General features: G+C 40.0%; 17 protein-coding genes and 1 other RNA gene. 11 read left to right on the plus strand and 7 right to left on the minus strand.

The annotated features are described in order from the left end of the window. From lpxD to lpxA, 3 genes are read left to right on the plus strand one after another with little or no spacing between them, the layout of a single operon-like run. Positions 1–1,068 carry a UDP-3-O-(3-hydroxymyristoyl)glucosamine N-acyltransferase gene (lpxD, locus tag WAE57_RS05720; RefSeq protein ID WP_237786475.1) on the plus strand — a complete coding sequence of 356 codons (1,068 nt, stop codon included), beginning with the start codon at positions 1–3 and terminating at the stop codon, positions 1,066–1,068. 5 nt (positions 1,069–1,073) lie between these two features. Continuing rightward, on the plus strand, positions 1,074–1,559 hold the full coding sequence (fabZ, locus tag WAE57_RS05725; RefSeq protein WP_171263214.1) for a 3-hydroxyacyl-ACP dehydratase FabZ: 486 nt from the start codon (positions 1,074–1,076) through the stop codon (positions 1,557–1,559). Further along, on the plus strand, positions 1,556–2,344 hold the full coding sequence (gene lpxA / locus WAE57_RS05730) for an acyl-ACP--UDP-N-acetylglucosamine O-acyltransferase (protein ID WP_086174304.1): 789 nt from the start codon (positions 1,556–1,558) through the stop codon (positions 2,342–2,344). Before fabZ ends, lpxA begins: the two co-directional genes overlap by 4 nt. Before the next feature lie 48 nt (positions 2,345–2,392). Here the strand turns inward: lpxA and WAE57_RS05735 are convergent, their stop codons facing one another. Then, entirely contained in the window at positions 2,393–3,283 is an 891-nt protein-coding gene (locus tag WAE57_RS05735) for a YbgF trimerization domain-containing protein (RefSeq protein WP_337709290.1), read from the minus strand. A 294-nt stretch (positions 3,284–3,577) separates the two neighbouring features. Here WAE57_RS05735 and ffs point away from each other — a divergent pair. Beyond that, positions 3,578–3,674: signal recognition particle sRNA small type (ffs, locus tag WAE57_RS05740), an RNA gene on the plus strand. Between the two features lie 321 nt (positions 3,675–3,995). Here the strand turns inward: ffs and WAE57_RS05745 are convergent. The 4 genes from WAE57_RS05745 to WAE57_RS05760 form a co-directional block, all read right to left on the minus strand. Next, the gene (locus WAE57_RS05745) at positions 3,996–4,589 is read right to left on the minus strand and encodes a regulatory protein RecX (RefSeq protein WP_337709043.1); all 594 of its coding nucleotides are present in this window, start codon (positions 4,587–4,589) and stop codon (positions 3,996–3,998) included. 86 nt (positions 4,590–4,675) lie between these two features. Next, positions 4,676–5,719, minus strand: a complete 1,044-nt coding sequence (recA, locus tag WAE57_RS05750) for a recombinase RecA (protein WP_086174301.1) — start codon at positions 5,717–5,719, stop codon at positions 4,676–4,678. Positions 5,720–5,863: 144 nt separating this feature from the next. Then, positions 5,864–6,304, minus strand: a complete 441-nt coding sequence (locus WAE57_RS05755) for a S4 domain-containing protein (protein WP_337709046.1) — start codon at positions 6,302–6,304, stop codon at positions 5,864–5,866. Then, positions 6,297–6,983 (minus strand): HAD-IA family hydrolase, encoded by a 687-nt coding sequence (locus WAE57_RS05760; protein WP_337709048.1) that lies wholly within the window; start codon positions 6,981–6,983, stop codon positions 6,297–6,299. Before WAE57_RS05760 ends, WAE57_RS05755 begins: the two co-directional genes overlap by 8 nt. A 13-nt stretch (positions 6,984–6,996) precedes the next feature. Between WAE57_RS05760 and WAE57_RS05765 the strand changes: the two genes are divergently transcribed. Both WAE57_RS05765 and WAE57_RS05770 read left to right on the plus strand, forming a co-directional pair. After that, positions 6,997–7,851: a 3'(2'),5'-bisphosphate nucleotidase CysQ gene (locus WAE57_RS05765; protein ID WP_337709050.1), complete on the plus strand. Its 855-nt coding sequence runs from the start codon at positions 6,997–6,999 to the stop codon at positions 7,849–7,851. 58 nt (positions 7,852–7,909) lie between these two features. Next, positions 7,910–8,653, plus strand: coding sequence for a histidine phosphatase family protein (locus WAE57_RS05770; RefSeq protein ID WP_337709052.1), 744 nt, complete (start codon positions 7,910–7,912; stop codon positions 8,651–8,653). Positions 8,654–8,794: 141 nt separating this feature from the next. Here WAE57_RS05770 and rpsT read toward each other — a convergent pair whose 3' ends face one another. Beyond that, entirely contained in the window at positions 8,795–9,061 is a 267-nt protein-coding gene (gene rpsT, locus WAE57_RS05775) for a 30S ribosomal protein S20 (protein WP_067724582.1), read from the minus strand. Positions 9,062–9,276: 215 nt separating this feature from the next. On the opposite strand from rpsT, the gene WAE57_RS05780 reads away from it, so the two are divergent. The 5 genes from WAE57_RS05780 (at position 9,277) to WAE57_RS05800 (ending at position 14,158) form a co-directional block, all read left to right on the plus strand. Then, entirely contained in the window at positions 9,277–9,942 is a 666-nt protein-coding gene (locus WAE57_RS05780; protein WP_337709057.1) for a nucleoside-diphosphate sugar epimerase, read from the plus strand. A gap of 12 nt (positions 9,943–9,954) precedes the next feature. Continuing rightward, the gene (gene rraA, locus WAE57_RS05785; RefSeq protein WP_237786468.1) at positions 9,955–10,467 is read left to right on the plus strand and encodes a ribonuclease E activity regulator RraA; all 513 of its coding nucleotides are present in this window, start codon (positions 9,955–9,957) and stop codon (positions 10,465–10,467) included. A gap of 24 nt (positions 10,468–10,491) precedes the next feature. Next, entirely contained in the window at positions 10,492–11,268 is a 777-nt protein-coding gene (locus WAE57_RS05790; RefSeq protein ID WP_337709059.1) for a glutathione S-transferase N-terminal domain-containing protein, read from the plus strand. A gap of 308 nt (positions 11,269–11,576) precedes the next feature. After that, positions 11,577–12,260: a response regulator transcription factor gene (locus WAE57_RS05795; protein WP_337709061.1), complete on the plus strand. Its 684-nt coding sequence runs from the start codon at positions 11,577–11,579 to the stop codon at positions 12,258–12,260. After that, entirely contained in the window at positions 12,257–14,158 is a 1,902-nt protein-coding gene (locus WAE57_RS05800) for an ATP-binding protein (RefSeq protein WP_337709063.1), read from the plus strand. The genes WAE57_RS05795 and WAE57_RS05800 overlap by 4 nt, the downstream gene beginning before the upstream one ends. A gap of 438 nt (positions 14,159–14,596) precedes the next feature. Here WAE57_RS05800 and WAE57_RS05805 read toward each other — a convergent pair whose 3' ends face one another. Then, entirely contained in the window at positions 14,597–15,766 is a 1,170-nt protein-coding gene (locus WAE57_RS05805; RefSeq protein ID WP_337709065.1) for a cupin domain-containing protein, read from the minus strand. Positions 15,767–15,901 lie beyond the last annotated feature (135 nt).

The following is a 15,901-nucleotide window of genomic DNA, read 5'->3' on the forward strand; positions in this document are numbered from 1 at the left end:
ATGAATCCTAGACAATTTCGCTTAGAAGATCTTGCCCGTCTGGTACAGGGTGAGCACGTAGGTCAATCTGATTTAATATTAGAAGGGTTGGCCAGCTTAGATGCGGCTCAAGCGAAACATATTGCATTTGTAAATGCTGATAAATATCTAGATCAGGCACGTGCTTCAAAAGCAGGTGCGTTGATTGTTACTTCAGCTCTAAAAAATCAGTTAGATACGCACAATAACTTTCTTGTGGTCGATAATCCTTATCTTGCTTTCGCAATCCTGACGCATGTTTTTGAAAAGAAAAATCAGCATCAGGGAATAGAAAGTACAGCACAAATTCATCCTTCTGCAATAATTGCCGATAGTGCCTATATTGGGCATTATGTTGTCATTGGTGAACATTGCGTGGTGGGTGATCAGACGGTCATTCAATCACACGTTAAAATTGATGATGATGTAGAAATTGGTAAACAGTGTTTTATTGATTCACATGTCACTTTAACCGGTGAAACAAAAATTGGTGATCGCGTCCGTATTCATGCCAATACTGTGATTGGGGGAGAAGGCTTTGGTTTTGCTCCTTATCAGGGTAAATGGCATCGTATTGCACAATTAGGTTCAGTTAAAATCGGTAATGATGTCCGCATTGGATCAAATTGCAGTATTGACCGTGGTGCACTCGATGACACCATTTTGGAAGATGGTGTCATTATTGATAATCTTGTGCAAATTGCCCATAACGTAAAAATTGGTGCAAATACAGCACTTGCTGCGAAATGTGGTATAGCCGGTAGCACAACAATTGGCAAAAACTGTGTACTGGCTGGAGCAGTGGGAGTAGTAGGGCACATTAATATTGCTGACAATGTCACAATTACCGGTATGTCAATGGTCACAAAAAGTATTTCTGAGGCAGGAAGCTATTCTTCAGGTACACCGATGCTGGAAAGTTTGCACTGGAAACGGGCTGCGGTACGCTTTAAACAATTAGCAGATGTGCCATTGACCCAGTTACTTAAACGGCTTGATCATATACAGGCTCAAATCGAGTCCCTTGAATCAACTTTTAAGCGTAAATAGATATGATGACTGAGTCGAATACTCCTGCATTTACGAAACCTGAATTGCCAATGCACATTCAACAAATTCGTGAATATTTACCTCACCGCTATCCATTCTTATTGGTCGATCGCATTGTAGATGTGACTGACAATGGCATCGTGGGCTATAAGAATGTTTCAATCAACGAAGAGTTTTTACAGGGGCACTTCCCGGGCTACCCGATTATGCCAGGCGTTTTGATTGTTGAGGCATTAGCTCAAGTCTCTGGTATACTTGGTTTTATTATGAATAATGAAAAACCTGGTCCAGGTTCATTGTTTCTTTTTGCGGGTGTTGAAAAAGTCCGTTTTAAAAAACAGGTCGTTGCTGGTGACCAATTGGTATTAAAATCAGAATTGGTTATGCACAAACGTGGAATTTACAAATATAATTGTATAGCCACAGTGGATGGCGTTGTAGCAACAACTGCGGAAATTACGGTTTCGCATCAGAAAATAGAGCAGGCATGAGTAATAACGATTTAATTCACCCAACCGCCATTATAGACTCATCTGCAGTCATTGCTGCAGATGTACAAATTGGCCCTTATTGTATTATTGGGCCACAGGTCACCATTGGTGAGGGCACCAAGCTACATGCACATGTAGTGGTTGGTGGTTATACTCGTATTGGGAAAAACAACGAAATATTCCAGTTTGCGAGTGTGGGTGAAGTTTGTCAGGATTTAAAATATGCTGGCGAAGAGACCTGGCTTGAAATTGGCGATCACAATTCAATTCGCGAGCATTGCAGCTTGCATCGTGGTACGGTTCAGGATCAAGGACTCACCAAAATCGGTAGCCATAATTTATTGATGGTTAATACTCATATTGCACATGACTGTATGGTAGGCGATCATAATATTTTTGCCAATAATGTCGGTGTTGCTGGACATGTGCATGTAGGCGATCATGTGGTTGTGGGTGGTAACTCTGGTATTCACCAATTCTGCAAAATCGATTCTTACAGCATGATTGGTGGCGCATCGCTGATTTTAAAAGATGTACCTGCTTATGTGATGGTTTCTGGTAATCCAGCACATGCCTTTGCAATGAATGTTGAAGGTATGCGTCGTAAGGGATGGTCTAAAAATGTGATCCAGGCCTTACGTCAAGCCTTTAAATTGATTTATAAAGAGGGTTTAACAACCGAGCAGGCCATACAGCAGATTCGCACGGATTTGTTGCCTGAAGCACCTGAGGCACAGTTATTGATTGATTCTTTAGAGCAATCTAAACGTGGTATTGTTCGTTAAGCGAATATAGCTAAAAAAGACACCCGTTTGGGTGTCTTTTTTTTGTTTTTATTTCTTTAAATATCCCACTTCTTCAGATTTAGGATAATTTTTTTGCAGTTTGGTTTTAAGCTGCGTGGCAAGGGTAGTGTTGTGATCGACATCTTTGGCTATATTGTAGAGTTGATATAGAGAGCGTGAGGCCTTTGCAGAATTGGGGTATTGATTGACCACAATATTATAGTTCTTTTTAGCTTCGCTATAATTGGTGGGTTCAATCGCCAGATTAAATTCAGCGAGCCAAAAATAGGCATTACTAATGTAGACACTATTGGGATTATTCTTAATAAAGTTTTGCATGGGCGCAATAGCTTTTTTTGCACCGCCTTGTTTATAAGCATCTAAAGCGACAGTATAGGCTGCTTTATCCAGTTTAGCTGAAGACTGAGCGTTAATGGCCATTGCTTGCGAATTGGCGGCTGTTGCCTTAGTAGTTGGTGCTTGCGTATTTGTAGTTTTGGCTGCTGGTCGTGTGTTGGGTGCTACTGGGGTTGAGCTGGTTGTGTTGGTGCTGGGTGAAGTATCCTGTTGGTTATCCTCCTCTGGAGTTGCACTTTCCGGGTCAACCTTTTGTTGCAATAACTCAAGACGCTGGTCCAAGTCAGTATAGCGATTGGTCAGTTCGTGTTTAAGCTGTTCAATTTCGTTGTCCTGTTCTTCAATTTTCCCACGCAAGATACGAATGTCATTTTCTAATTGCTGGTTTTTTTGCATGATTTGCCAATTCAGATTGGTTGGTACATTGGCAACAGCTGCACCTGAATTAATGGCGACATTGTTAGCACTAGATTCAATACTGCTATTTTGACTTAAATCACGTGATTCAATCGGGACATTGGCATAAAGTGAAGCGGAACCCAATAAGGTGAGTACACATAAAGCATGCTGTTTGAGCATCATAAAAACATCCATTTTGTATTTTTCGGTACTTTCTAAACCCAAGATTTTAGAGTGTGACCATTTAAAAGACATGACGACATTAAAAACGTCCAGCTCATGAAATGCAATATGCATTTACAATCTTGTCGTAGTTTTAAAGTAATTGATTGTGCTGGTAGAAAGCAGGTAAAAATGCCGTTTACACTGCATATTGTTTTTTAAATAATCAAATGAAATTGCTGTGGCTAGAAAAGTGATTTGAACGCTTGCAAGTTAAATAAAAATCTCTATACTCTGTTCTTGCAATGGTAGCCCTGCCGGTTACTTCGCAATTGTACTCCACGAACCCCGCCAGGACCGGAAGGTAGCAACGGTAGTGGAAATATGATGTGCCGAAGGCTTGCTGGTAGGGTTGCCACCAGTTTGTAAAAATATTAAAAAATAATAAACATCACACTTCCTATTATTTCCTCAATATCTCGTTATTTTAAAATTACTCGCAGCATTCCGGAATTGAATATTCAGAAATTAATGGTTTTTTATGAGCGGATGGTGAACGGTTTCAGTCATTTGCACATTATGACGGAATCGAGTCAGCACAAATATATAAAGCTTTATGAATATCTGGATCAATATGATCAGATCAAGACTTTTCTGCGGAAAAATTTCGAATATAAATATAATCATTAAAATGAATAGTGATACTTTCTAAATCGGTTCACATCTAAAAATTCTAATCATCTTCACGACGACTAATGGCTTTGAATATCGCATCAAGGTCAAATCCTCGATACTGTAAGAAGCGTATTTGTTTGGCCTTCAGTTTAGGATCTCGTTCTACAGTTTTGCCGAATTTTTTCACTTTGAGCTGATAAGCTTGCTCATTCCAGTCAGTTTCCTTTAATTCTTCCTGAATCAGTTCTGTATCAATTTTCTTGTTTTTCAATGCAAACTTAATCCGGTTTGGACCTTTACCTTTGCGTTTCTGGCTGGACAGCAGCATTTCGGCTACACGCTGGTCACTTTGATAGTTCTCGGTTGCCAGTTCATCTACCAGTTTTATCACTTCATCACGATCCATCGCATATAATGCCAGCTTTTCGACCAGATCGGCCTTGGAATATTCTTTGCGTGTGAGTACGGCAAAAGCATATGAGCGTAACCGGGTGCCGGTTAAGCCTTGAGCTTTAGGCTGTGGATCAGTTTCAAAATGTAGAGCATCTGGATTGGATGGATGTGAGCAGATAGAAGATTCAGCAGGGGATTCATCAAATTGTTGCTTGAGTGCTTCATAGTCAAGCATTTTGGGAAATTTTGGATTACTCATATTGTGTATCTATCACATCAAATAAAAACGCCCCGTAGGGCGTTTTACAGTTTAACTCGAAAAATTCGACTTTAACATCATGCTTATTAAGCATCTAGAAAGTCTGGCTCTTCTTCATCTTTTTCTTCAATTGGCTTGGTCACTGGGGTTAACAGCTTTTCGCGAATTAGGCGGTCAAGTTCCTGTGCAATTTGAGGATTTTCCTCTAAATGGCGGATAACGTTGTTTTTACCCTGGCCAATTTTATTGCCTTGATATGAATACCAGGCACCGGCTTTTTGTACCAGTTCTTGAGCTACTGCAAGATCAACCAGTTCGCCTAGTTGGTTCACACCTTTACCATACAAAATCTGGAATAACGCTTCTTTGAACGGAGGCGCCATTTTATTCTTCACGACTTTCACCCGTGTTTCAGAACCGACAATTTCGTCACCTTCTTTCACTTGACCAATACGACGGATATCCAGACGTACAGAAGCGTAGAATTTAAGTGCGTTACCACCAGTTGTGGTTTCAGGGCTACCGAACATTACACCAATCTTCATACGAATCTGGTTAATGAAGATCACCATACAGTTCGAGCGTTTTGCATTGCCGGTAATTTTACGTAGTGCCTGACTCATCAAACGTGCTTGTAAGCCCATGTGCGAGTCGCCCATTTCGCCTTCAATTTCTGCGCGAGGCGTTAGTGCAGCCACGGAATCGACAACGATCATGTCAATTGCACCAGAACGTACCAGCATGTCTGCAATTTCAAGTGCCTGTTCGCCATTGTCCGGCTGAGAGACCAACAGGTTGTCCAAGTCTACACCCAATTTTCGGGCATACTGAGGATCAAGCGCGTGTTCGGCATCAATGAAGGCACAAGTACCCCCAGCTTTTTGACATTCTGCAATCGCTTGCAAGGTCATTGTAGTTTTACCTGAAGATTCAGGACCGTAAATTTCAATGATACGGCCTTTAGGTAGACCACCAATACCGAGCGCGATGTCCAGGGTTAAAGAACCTGTAGATACGGCTTCAACTGCCAGTACAGTGTTATCGCCAAGACGCATCACTGTGTTTTTACCAAACTGTTTTTCAATCTGGCTTAGGGCAGCATTCAGCGCCTTACTTTTATTATCATCCATCTCACAACCTCAAAACGATGTCACAAAAATATTAACTTAAGTGGATGAGTTACTTTAAAACGTGTTCCACCCAAGTATAGTGACAGATTCATTCTTTATGTTCTATATCAATTCGGTCGAGTACGACAGAATATGACGCTTAAATTAATCATGACTATAAGACCAGTCTTGGTCAAATTGCTGATCATTATCTTGTTTAAATTTACTGATTTGCCGTCGATCTTTTTTACTCGGTCGATGTTCGGGTCGGGCTAGATTATGCAACTTTCTTTGGGTTGTAAGCAACTCTCGTTTTGCAATACTGACTTCTGTTTCTTCATACAGGAGTTGGGCTATTGGGGCAGCTCCGCGATTTCCTGACAAGGCCTTTATCACAATGGTTTTCCGCTCAAAACCTTGTTGAATGGTCAGTTCCATTCCGATACGTACTTCTTTGGAAACCTTGACCCGTTCACCGTTATGATGGACTTTACCGCCTTCAATTGCAGCTTTGCAGATGGAGCGCGTTTTAAAAAAACGTGCTGCCCATAACCATTTATCGATACGCATACTTTCAACATGCTGCTGTTGAGAAGAATTAGGCATATATTTTCAAATCCTCAGCTTGTTTTAACATGGCTATCAAGTCAGTTAAATCTTGTAAAATCGGATAAGGACTTTCTGTCCTGACCACTCCTTTAGATGAGGGCTGGGCAAGGGTAATTAAATTGCGAATGCCAAATTTTTCTGCCCCTTTAAGTACTTTTTCCGTATCATCAATAAAATAGGCCTGATCGATTGAAAAGGGATGCAGTGCATGCAGTTTTTGCCAGAATTCGATATTTTCTTTAGCATAACCGATAAGTTCACTGCTGATAATAACATCGAAATAATGCGCGATTTGGGTCTGTTCGAGTTTGAATTTTAAACCTTCACAATCGGCATTGGTTGCAATCCAGCAGGAATAGTCCTGGGCTTTAAGATATTGCAGTAATTCTACACACCCTGCACGTAAAGCGACTTTATGTTTAAACTCATGTTGTAGTGCAAGGGTGTCTACACCTACCTTGGCACTCCAGAAACGGGTGGAATACCAGTTTAAGGTATGATTGTGTTGCTGATAAAATTGAAATAGCGCTTGGGTGCTTTGTTCGAGTGTGCAGTTATGCTGGGCAGCATAACGAATGGGAAGTTGATGATTCCAGATGAAATCATCATAAGCAAGATCAAGAAGCGTGCCATCCATATCAAAAATGATGGTGGGTTTTTCTGAATAATTCGGCATATGAAGGTAATCTATGTTTAGAGCAACGACAGCACCGCAAGATGCTTTGATTTTACAGTTGGTTCCCATTGTGACACAGGCATGTGAAATTTTGCGAGCAGAATATCAGGCCTATTGTGCGGGTAAAGTCTTCGATGTAGAGCATAAACATGACAATTCTCCAGTGACTCAGGCAGATTATCGGGTCAATGAATTTATCACCAAGGCATTAAAGCAGACTTTTCCGCTGATTCCTTTATTGTCGGAAGAAGGTGACAATAGCCAACGCAAGCAATGGCAGAATTTCTGGTTGCTTGACCCCCTGGATGGCACCAAAGAATTTCTGCATAAACGCCCTGAATTTACAATTAATTTAAGTTTGGTAGAAGGTGCATATACCACCTTTGCGCTATTGGCCATACCGACTGAACAAACTATATATTTTTGTCCCAAACAAGGCTTGCCTTTAAAATTTGAAATTCAGACCCGGCACTGGCTGCAATATCTAGACGATGAGCAGTCTAAAACTGTTCAGGTGGGTTTAAGTCAAAGTAGTCAAAACAAGCCCAAATATGCCGAATATCTGGATATTTTAAAAAAGCAGGTTGAAGTGGTAGAGTTTAAGGCGGGTAGTGCTTATAAGTTTTGCATGATGCTGGAAGGGGAAGTGGATATTTACCCACGTTTCCATCCGACCAGTGAGTGGGATACCAGTGCAGGACAATGCCTGATTGAGCGCATCGGTGGTGGGCTGGTCGATTTTAAGGGCAGACCTTTTTTATATAATCAGCGCGATAGTCTGCTCAATGGCGGCTTTATTGCTTTTCGTAATATCGAGATGAAGAATTTAGCATTCCAGACTCTAGGACTTATGGCGAACATCGATTGAGCAGATGCTTTAACATGCTATAGTGTATTCAACCAGATTCAAATTTTTTGGCTGCATCATGGCGTTAGAACTGCTCCCTACAAGTATGCTGAAGGCGATTGATTTATTGCCTGATGCCAAAACCCCTGTGACTTTATTTACCCGTCATTCTATTCGTGAGGTGGTTACAGGACAGGGCTTGGCTGGCTATGATTTACAGTTAACAGAACAGGGACGGGAGTTGGCCCAGACGTGGGGAAGCTATTTAATTAATAATACTGATCGTAGTATCCAACACTGCATTTCCAGTCCTATACAGCGCTGTGTCGATACGGCCGCTTTAATGATCCAGGGTGCTGATGCAAGTATACTGGCACAAAATACCCATCATATTGAAATTGTCGAGCAAGGTTTGTTGGTCGAGCCGGGAAGTTTTGTGCTTGATATCAAACAGGCAGGTCCATATTTTCGAAAACAGGGTGCTCTGGGTTTTATTAACAGTTTTGTTAATAATTCTTTACCCGGAATGAAACATCCTATTTCTGGTGTGGTTGATGTATTGGAACTGATTTATAATACCCATCCACAAGATCATTTCGGTTTAAGCTTGGCGGTCAGCCACGATACCATTTTGGCTGCCATTATTGCGGTTATTTCCGGCCGGAATACGATTAGCCGGGAAGACTGGCCAAAAATGATGGAAGGTTTATTTGTCTGGTTTGAAGGGGATGAGTTTCTGGAGTCTAAACTGAAATGGATCTGGCGTGGTGAAGTGAATGAGCTGTCGATTCGGGAGTTTCATAACTTGGAAAAAATAAAATAAAGAATTATGGGCTTTAAAAAATTCAGTTTGTAGCAAGAATTTTTAACTATTTTATATTTTTAGAATTGACGAATCTTAAATCCATTCATTTTTATATAGGCACAAAAAAAGCCCGTAATGGGCTTTTTTCAATGCAACAACTTAGTTAGCTAAAGCTTTAACTTGTGCATTTAAACGGCTCTTATGACGAGCTGCTTTGTTTTTATGGATGATGCCTTTATCAGCCATACGGTCGATTACAGGTACAGTTGCTTTATAAGCTTCTGTAGCAACTGCATAGTCGCCAGCTGCGATAGCAGCTACTGTACGTTTGATATAAGTACGAACCATTGAACGTAAGCTAGCGTTGTGTTTACGTGCTTTAACGTTTTGACGAGCACGTTTTTTAGCTTGAGCAGAGTTTGCCACTCGTGCACTCCTTGAATTAGATTGGTCTGGGCGGGCTGAAATTGCAACTGAAAACCTTCATCAGAAGAATTATCACCAGCCCGTAAACAAGTGCCATATTGTGATTAAACTATGGCGTTAAGTCAAGTCTTGACTTGATTTGACAACATTTTAGATGCATAAAAAGTATAAAGAAACCGTTACATTAGAAATAACCTATAGAGATTGCTTAAAAAATGACTAAATCAATTAAAAGTGCAATTGTGATTGGAGCAACAGGTTTGGTGGGACGTGAACTCCTGAAGCGGCTCAGCCTCATTGAAAGCTGTGAAAAAATCACAGCAGTGGTGAGACATGAAGATCAGCAGCTTAAAAGCTTAAAAAAAGTACAACAATTTATTTTAGAGGATTTTCTTTTACTCAACGATGAAGATGTAAACGGATATAGCCATGCTTTTAGTTGCTTAGGCACCACCTTAAAGAAAGCAGGCTCAAAAGAAAATTTTTATAATATCGATTATGAAATTAATGCACATTTTGCCGACTTATTTGAATCGACCCCGACCCATTACTTGTTGATCAGTGCCATGGGCGCCAATGCGCAATCAAAAATTTTTTACAATCGGGTAAAAGGCGAGCTGGAAAGTCATATCCAGAGCTTAAACCTGCAAAGCGTTTCTATCCTGCGGCCTTCATTGTTGTTGGGTGAACGGATAGAACAACGAACTTTGGAAGATCTGAGCCAAAAGCTGTACCGGAAATTCTCGCATTTGGTTCCCAATACATTCAAATATAAGCCAGTGACAGCAGAGCAGGTGGCTCATACTATGGTCGAGGCAGCGCAAACTCAAACTGAAAAGTTTGAAATTTATGATAATTTACGCATACAAAATTCCAAATGAGGGAACTATAAAGTGTCTAATCCAGCATTCGTAACATGTGACTTACTTGATGACAATCCAGAAAAACAGATTCAGGTCGTGACACCATCAATGGATGGTAAATTTTTTAAAAGCTATGGCGCACGCAAAAGTTTTGGCGGTCAGGTAGTGACAGTGAAATGCTTTGAAGATAATTCACGTGTCAAAGAGCTTCTTGCAACCGACGGTACTGGTAAAGTGCTGGTGGTGGATGGCGGGGCATCCATGCGCTGTGCCTTGATGGGTGATATGATTGCCGAGTCTGCGGTTAAAAATCACTGGAATGGGGTGGTGATTTATGGTTGCGTGCGTGATGTCGATGCAATTGCCGAACTGGATTTGGGTGTACATGCATTGGCTGCAATTCCACAAAAAAGTAATCGCAAAGGCATAGGCGAGGTTGATTTAACTTTGTATTTTGGTGGTGTAAACATCAATTCTGGCGATTATATCTATGCTGATAACAACGGCATTGTGATTACCAATGAAAAATTAGTCGATTTATAACGACGATGATACAAGGATAAAAATATGGTGAATCATCAAATTAAAGTGATCCAGGCCCTGGCTTCGTCCTTGACGGCCGGAGGACGAGGCGTCAGTGGTACAGCCTTTCCAAAGCAGCCTGAAAAATCACTCAAACTTTATGAATTTGAAGGTTCGCCATTTTGCCGCCGTGTACGCGAAGTACTGACCTTGTTGAATTTGGATTATGAAGTCTATCCTTGTCCTAAAGGCGGACAAAAGTATCGAAAAATAGTCAAGGAAAAAGGCGGAAAGAGACGATTTCCATTTTTTATTGATGAAAATACCGGTACTGAAATATACGAGTCGCAAGCCATCATTGATTATTTATTCAAGCATTATGGTAAAACAGGAACAACGCCAAAAAAATTTGCACATTATCCTAAAATACCTGTCGTAGCTTTAGCCGGTACCATCGTGAATGGTGCACGTGGCGTCTGGATTAATCCGAAAATCAAAGACCGTGCAGCACCTGCACAACTGCTGGAATTATGGGGTTTTGAAGCCAGTCCTTTTACCCGTATTGTGCGTGGAGTATTAAGCGAACTGGAATTGCCCTATGTTTACCATAACGTGGCCAAAGAGCGCTGGCAGGATATGGGACCAGCAGTGTTACGTTTTAAGCCTGGAAAATATGAAGCTCTTTCCGGAGGCAAACGTGAAAAAATCGTGGCAGTGATGGGGCGTGATATTCAGGTGCCGTATTTGATTGATCCCAATACTGGAGTAAAAATGTTCGAGTCAGCCGATATTGTCAAATACTTAAAGCAGCAATATGGTTAGTAACCCCATATGAACCAAGAAACCGCTAAAGCAGCGGTTTTTTTGTATATGGGATGAAATCAAGCTGAAAGCAAAGCATCCCATAGACTGCATGATATTCAGAATATTGAATTGATCAATGCTGGATTAATTATCGATTGAACTCTAGAGGGTTTATTTTATGGTGTTCATTGAGGCTGATTGACAGCAGAATAGCAAATAAGATTGATGTATTATTAGTATAAAAGTCATTGAATTACCAAGTTTAAGGGATATCCTTAAGATCGTTTTTCTCGCTATAGTAAGCGGTTATAACAGGGGGGTGGTTTGTGTCAGAATTAGAAACAATTTTACCAGTACCAGTTTTAATTGTTGAAGATGAAGATCTTATTCAAGAACGATTAAAAAATATATTGACAGAATTGGGTTATCGCAAAGATATGCTCATTTTTGCTAAGGATTTGCAGCAGGCTTTTGTGGAAATAGAGCAGCAACCTATTTCTTTGGCCCTGGTTGATCTTGGACTGCCCGATGGCAATGGCATAGAGCTGATTGAAAAACTGCGTATATTGGATAACAATGTCCTGATTTTGGTGATTTCTGCATGGAGTACGCAGGAAAGTTTATTTTCAGCAATCAAGGCTGGTGCGACAGGTTATGTCTTGAAAGAACGTGATGATGCAGAAGTCAAGTTATCTATTCGCAGCATTTTACGTGGTGGGGCACCGATTGACCCTTTTATTGCACAAGAAATTTTAAAACAGATATCGGCTGCGGTCATACCGGCCAGCCATGATCAGAAACTCATAGATTCAGAAATGGAGCTGTTAACCAATCGGGAAACCGAAATTCTGAATCTGGTTGCGCAAGGGATGAGTAATCGGGAAATTGCTGAACAACTCTTTGTTTCTAAATATACGGTTGAAAGCCATATTAAACATATTTACCGAAAATTATCGGTCACCAAAAGAACCAAAGCCGTCAGTGCCGCACGATCCTTAGGGATTTTATGAAGCAGTTTATTGTGCATTGCTTTTTTATTCTTGTTCTAAGCCTGCTGAGTCAAATCAGTTCTGCTGAAATAACGGAAAGTATTAATGCACAATGCGCAGCGCATATTCATTCTATTCGTACTGTTAAGACCAGTTCAGTCACTATTTTACCGCAGCAGGGATGGCAAACTGTAGATTTGCCCGATCAGTGGCAGAAGCGCTGGAAAAATTATGATGGAGCAGCCTGGTACAAAATTCAATGGAGCTGGTCCTGCCAAAATAAGGCCAAACTTACAGAACCAGTTGCTTTTTTAATTGATTATATTAATTCTGCCGGTGCTGTTTATTTAAATGGCGATTTACTCTGGAAGAATAAAAATCTAAAGGAACCGCTGTCAAAAAGCTGGAATGTACCACGTTACTGGATTTTACCATTAGCTGGGTTAAAGCCTGAGAATAATGAAATTTTGATTTATGTGAGAGGCAATGCTTTTCAATCTGCTGGATTAGGAAGAATTTTTTTTAATGATGTGCAAACGATTTATGATGTGTATCAAAAAAAAATATGGGAGCGCAGAACTTTATTTCAAGTAAATATCGTTTTATCAGTCACCTTTGGTGTGATCTGCTTGGTGATCTGGTTATTAAGACCTAAAGAAACTGCATTTGGATGGTTTGCCTTAAGTTCGATGTTGTGGGTGATGTTTATTTCAAATGTTTTAACTACAGAAACATTTCCTTTTCCGACAAGTTTAATGGCAGCTCAATTTAATTTAGTTTTCTTTGTGCTTTATATCATTAGTTTTTGTATTTATTTATTAAGGTTTATTCAAAAGCATTTGGCTAAAGTCGAGCCTGTTGTTTATTTTGTGACTGGGCTTACAATCGTGGGTATTTTTATTACCCCCGAAGCTCAGATTTATCTGATTTTTGCGTTGATATTTTTGATATATGTCAGTTTATTTTTTCTCACTTCTTTCTATATCAGTTATCACGCCATTCGATCGAGAAGAATAGATTATATCTTTTTATCCATTTGCCTGATGGGTATTCTATTTTTTACCTTATTTGACCTTTTCTTATTATCAACATATACGGGAACTGATGACGGACCTTTATCTCCCTATACTGCACCAATTATTACCTTTTTTCTGGTGATGATATTGGGAACACGATTGTCAAATAATATTAAAAAAGTAGAAGCATTTAATGCACAGCTTGAAGTAAAAATTCAGCAAGTGAGTGAAGATTTAAGTTCCAGTTTAAATGAAAAGCATCAACTCGAGCTTGAAAATGTCAAATTACAGGAAAGAATTCATTTATCGCATGATTTACATGATGGGTTAGGCGCATCTTTAGTTCGCTCGATGATTTTAGTGGATCAAAGCGCCCATAATATTTCGAATAAGCAATTTTTATCGATGCTTAAATTATTAAGAGATGACCTCAGACAAATTATCGATAGTGGTTCTTCTGCAGATAATAAAATTCCAGTTAGTCCTATATTGTGGGTGGCACCAGTGAGGCATCGTTTTAGTCAGCTTATGGATGAGCTGGATATTCATTCTAAGTGGATTTTTCCGCCTGAATGGCAGGCAGTGCCTAATGCTTTACAGTGCCTCACCTTAATACGGGTATTAGAAGAGAGTCTGACTAATATTATTAAACATAGTCAGGCCAAGCATGTAAAAATATCGATGGTTTATATTACAGAAAATCAGTTTATTTTAAATATAGAAGATGACGGTATTGGTTTTGATGCTGAATGTGTGGCGCAACAAGGATTAAGTATTGGCATGCGCAGTATGAATATGCGTTTGCAGCGCATGGGTGCCGATTTTAACTTATCTTCTGAGCCAGGCTGCACCATCATTCAGGCGATTGTGCAACTGAAATTACCGAAGTTAACTATTGATTGATCGTCAGTGATATGGATATAAGATATCAAGATGCGTTCAATTATTTTTTATAAAAATTAATTATAGTGCTCACAGAAGATTAATTCTCATGAATCATGCTATTCAGCAATTAGAAGACTTAAAAAGCATGAGGGTACAAGATTTAGATCAGCTCTTTCAAAATAGTCAGTGCCTAAATCGGAAAATCACTTTTTAGTGATCAGCCAGTTTTAATCATCAATCATAACTTAGGCAATAATCCACTGTGGGGCAGGCGTTATCATAATGAAATGGTACAGATCAGTTCACATATCTACTTGGCAACGTCTCATTATAAAATAGGCAATAAATTAAAATTTGTGAGTTATTTTGCTTTTGACCTGTCGAAAAAATAAATGTGAAAATTCTAAAAATATAAAAAAAAGGGGAAATCATTATTTCCCCTTTTTAGAGTTTTATTTATTCTTCATCTGTTGCAGGCAATAACATCAAAATTGATTCATTTAACAAATTGACAATATCTTCGAAAATATCTGGATCATAAAGATTTTCATCCAATAATACTGAACCGCCATCAGCCAACTGTTTTAAAAGTGGTGCAAAAGCTTCAGAAATACAAATGCCTTCACCATTTGCCCAAAACAGCAACTCGTTTTCATCTTCAGTATAAAGCAGACGTGATGCCGGCTCGAGCATGAGTGAATAACCCTGCTCCAAAGCTTCTTCCAAATCACCGCTACCAATCGCTTCTGCCTCTGGAATATTTTCCGGATATTTTGCTTCTGACATCAGGCTCATCAGGGCATCTTCAAGCACAGTCGGATTTTGCAATTGTGCCAAAAGTTCGGTTTTTAAATACTCCAGCTCATTTTGGGTGATTTGACCAATCGGGCTGATCTTGTCACGCAGAATATCTTTCAACGGATTTTTAAGCAGCTGATCGTCTGCAAATTTGTCACTAACTCGATCCATCATTTCCGCTACATTCGGCATGCGGAAACCGAAAGAGAAGGTCAGGCAGTCATCTTCAGCTACGCCGTAGTGGGACAAACCTGGTGGTACGTACAGCAAATCACCCGGAGCAAGTACCTCGTCAAAATGAACCTCCATTTCAGGGAGCAGTTTTAACGGCTGTCCTGCAACGAAGTCAGCATCTGCGTCGCACATTTGTCCCAATTGCCAGCGGCGATGACCATAACCTTGTACCAAAAACACGTCATAAAAGTCGAAGTGCTTACCTACAGAGCCACCTTTAGGTGCATAAGACAGCATGATGTCATCGCGACGCCACTGGGGAATAAAATGAAACTTCTTCCATAGTTCTGCCAGATCAAATGAATAATGATCCACAGCCTGTACCAGTAATGTCCAGAGCTTAGGCATCTTCTGGAAATCAGCTTTGATTAAAGGCGAAGATTTGACAGACCATTGATTTGGATCTTTGTCCTTTTGCTTGATTAAACGGGCGCTGACATTTTCGTCTAGCGCCAGTTCCATCACGTCATCAGGTTCTAAAAGATTTGCAATTTCAGGGAGCGCATTACGTACCAGTAATGGTTTTTTTTGCCAGTATTCGGCAAGGAATTGTTCAGCGGTGATTCCGCCGAGAACATCAAGAGCTTGGGACATAAATAAGACTACTTAAGATTATGCAGGTATTTTCGCTTGAGTAGGGGAATGGTGCAAGTTGTAGTTAAAGCTTATTAAATAGTATTTAAAAACTTCATTGAGATAACTGCTTAATCTAATTATGGCCGTGCGAAA

Origin of the sequence: Acinetobacter sp. NS-4 (genome assembly GCF_037402435.1) — a bacterium.
In the GTDB taxonomy this organism is placed as follows: domain Bacteria; phylum Pseudomonadota; class Gammaproteobacteria; order Pseudomonadales; family Moraxellaceae; genus Acinetobacter.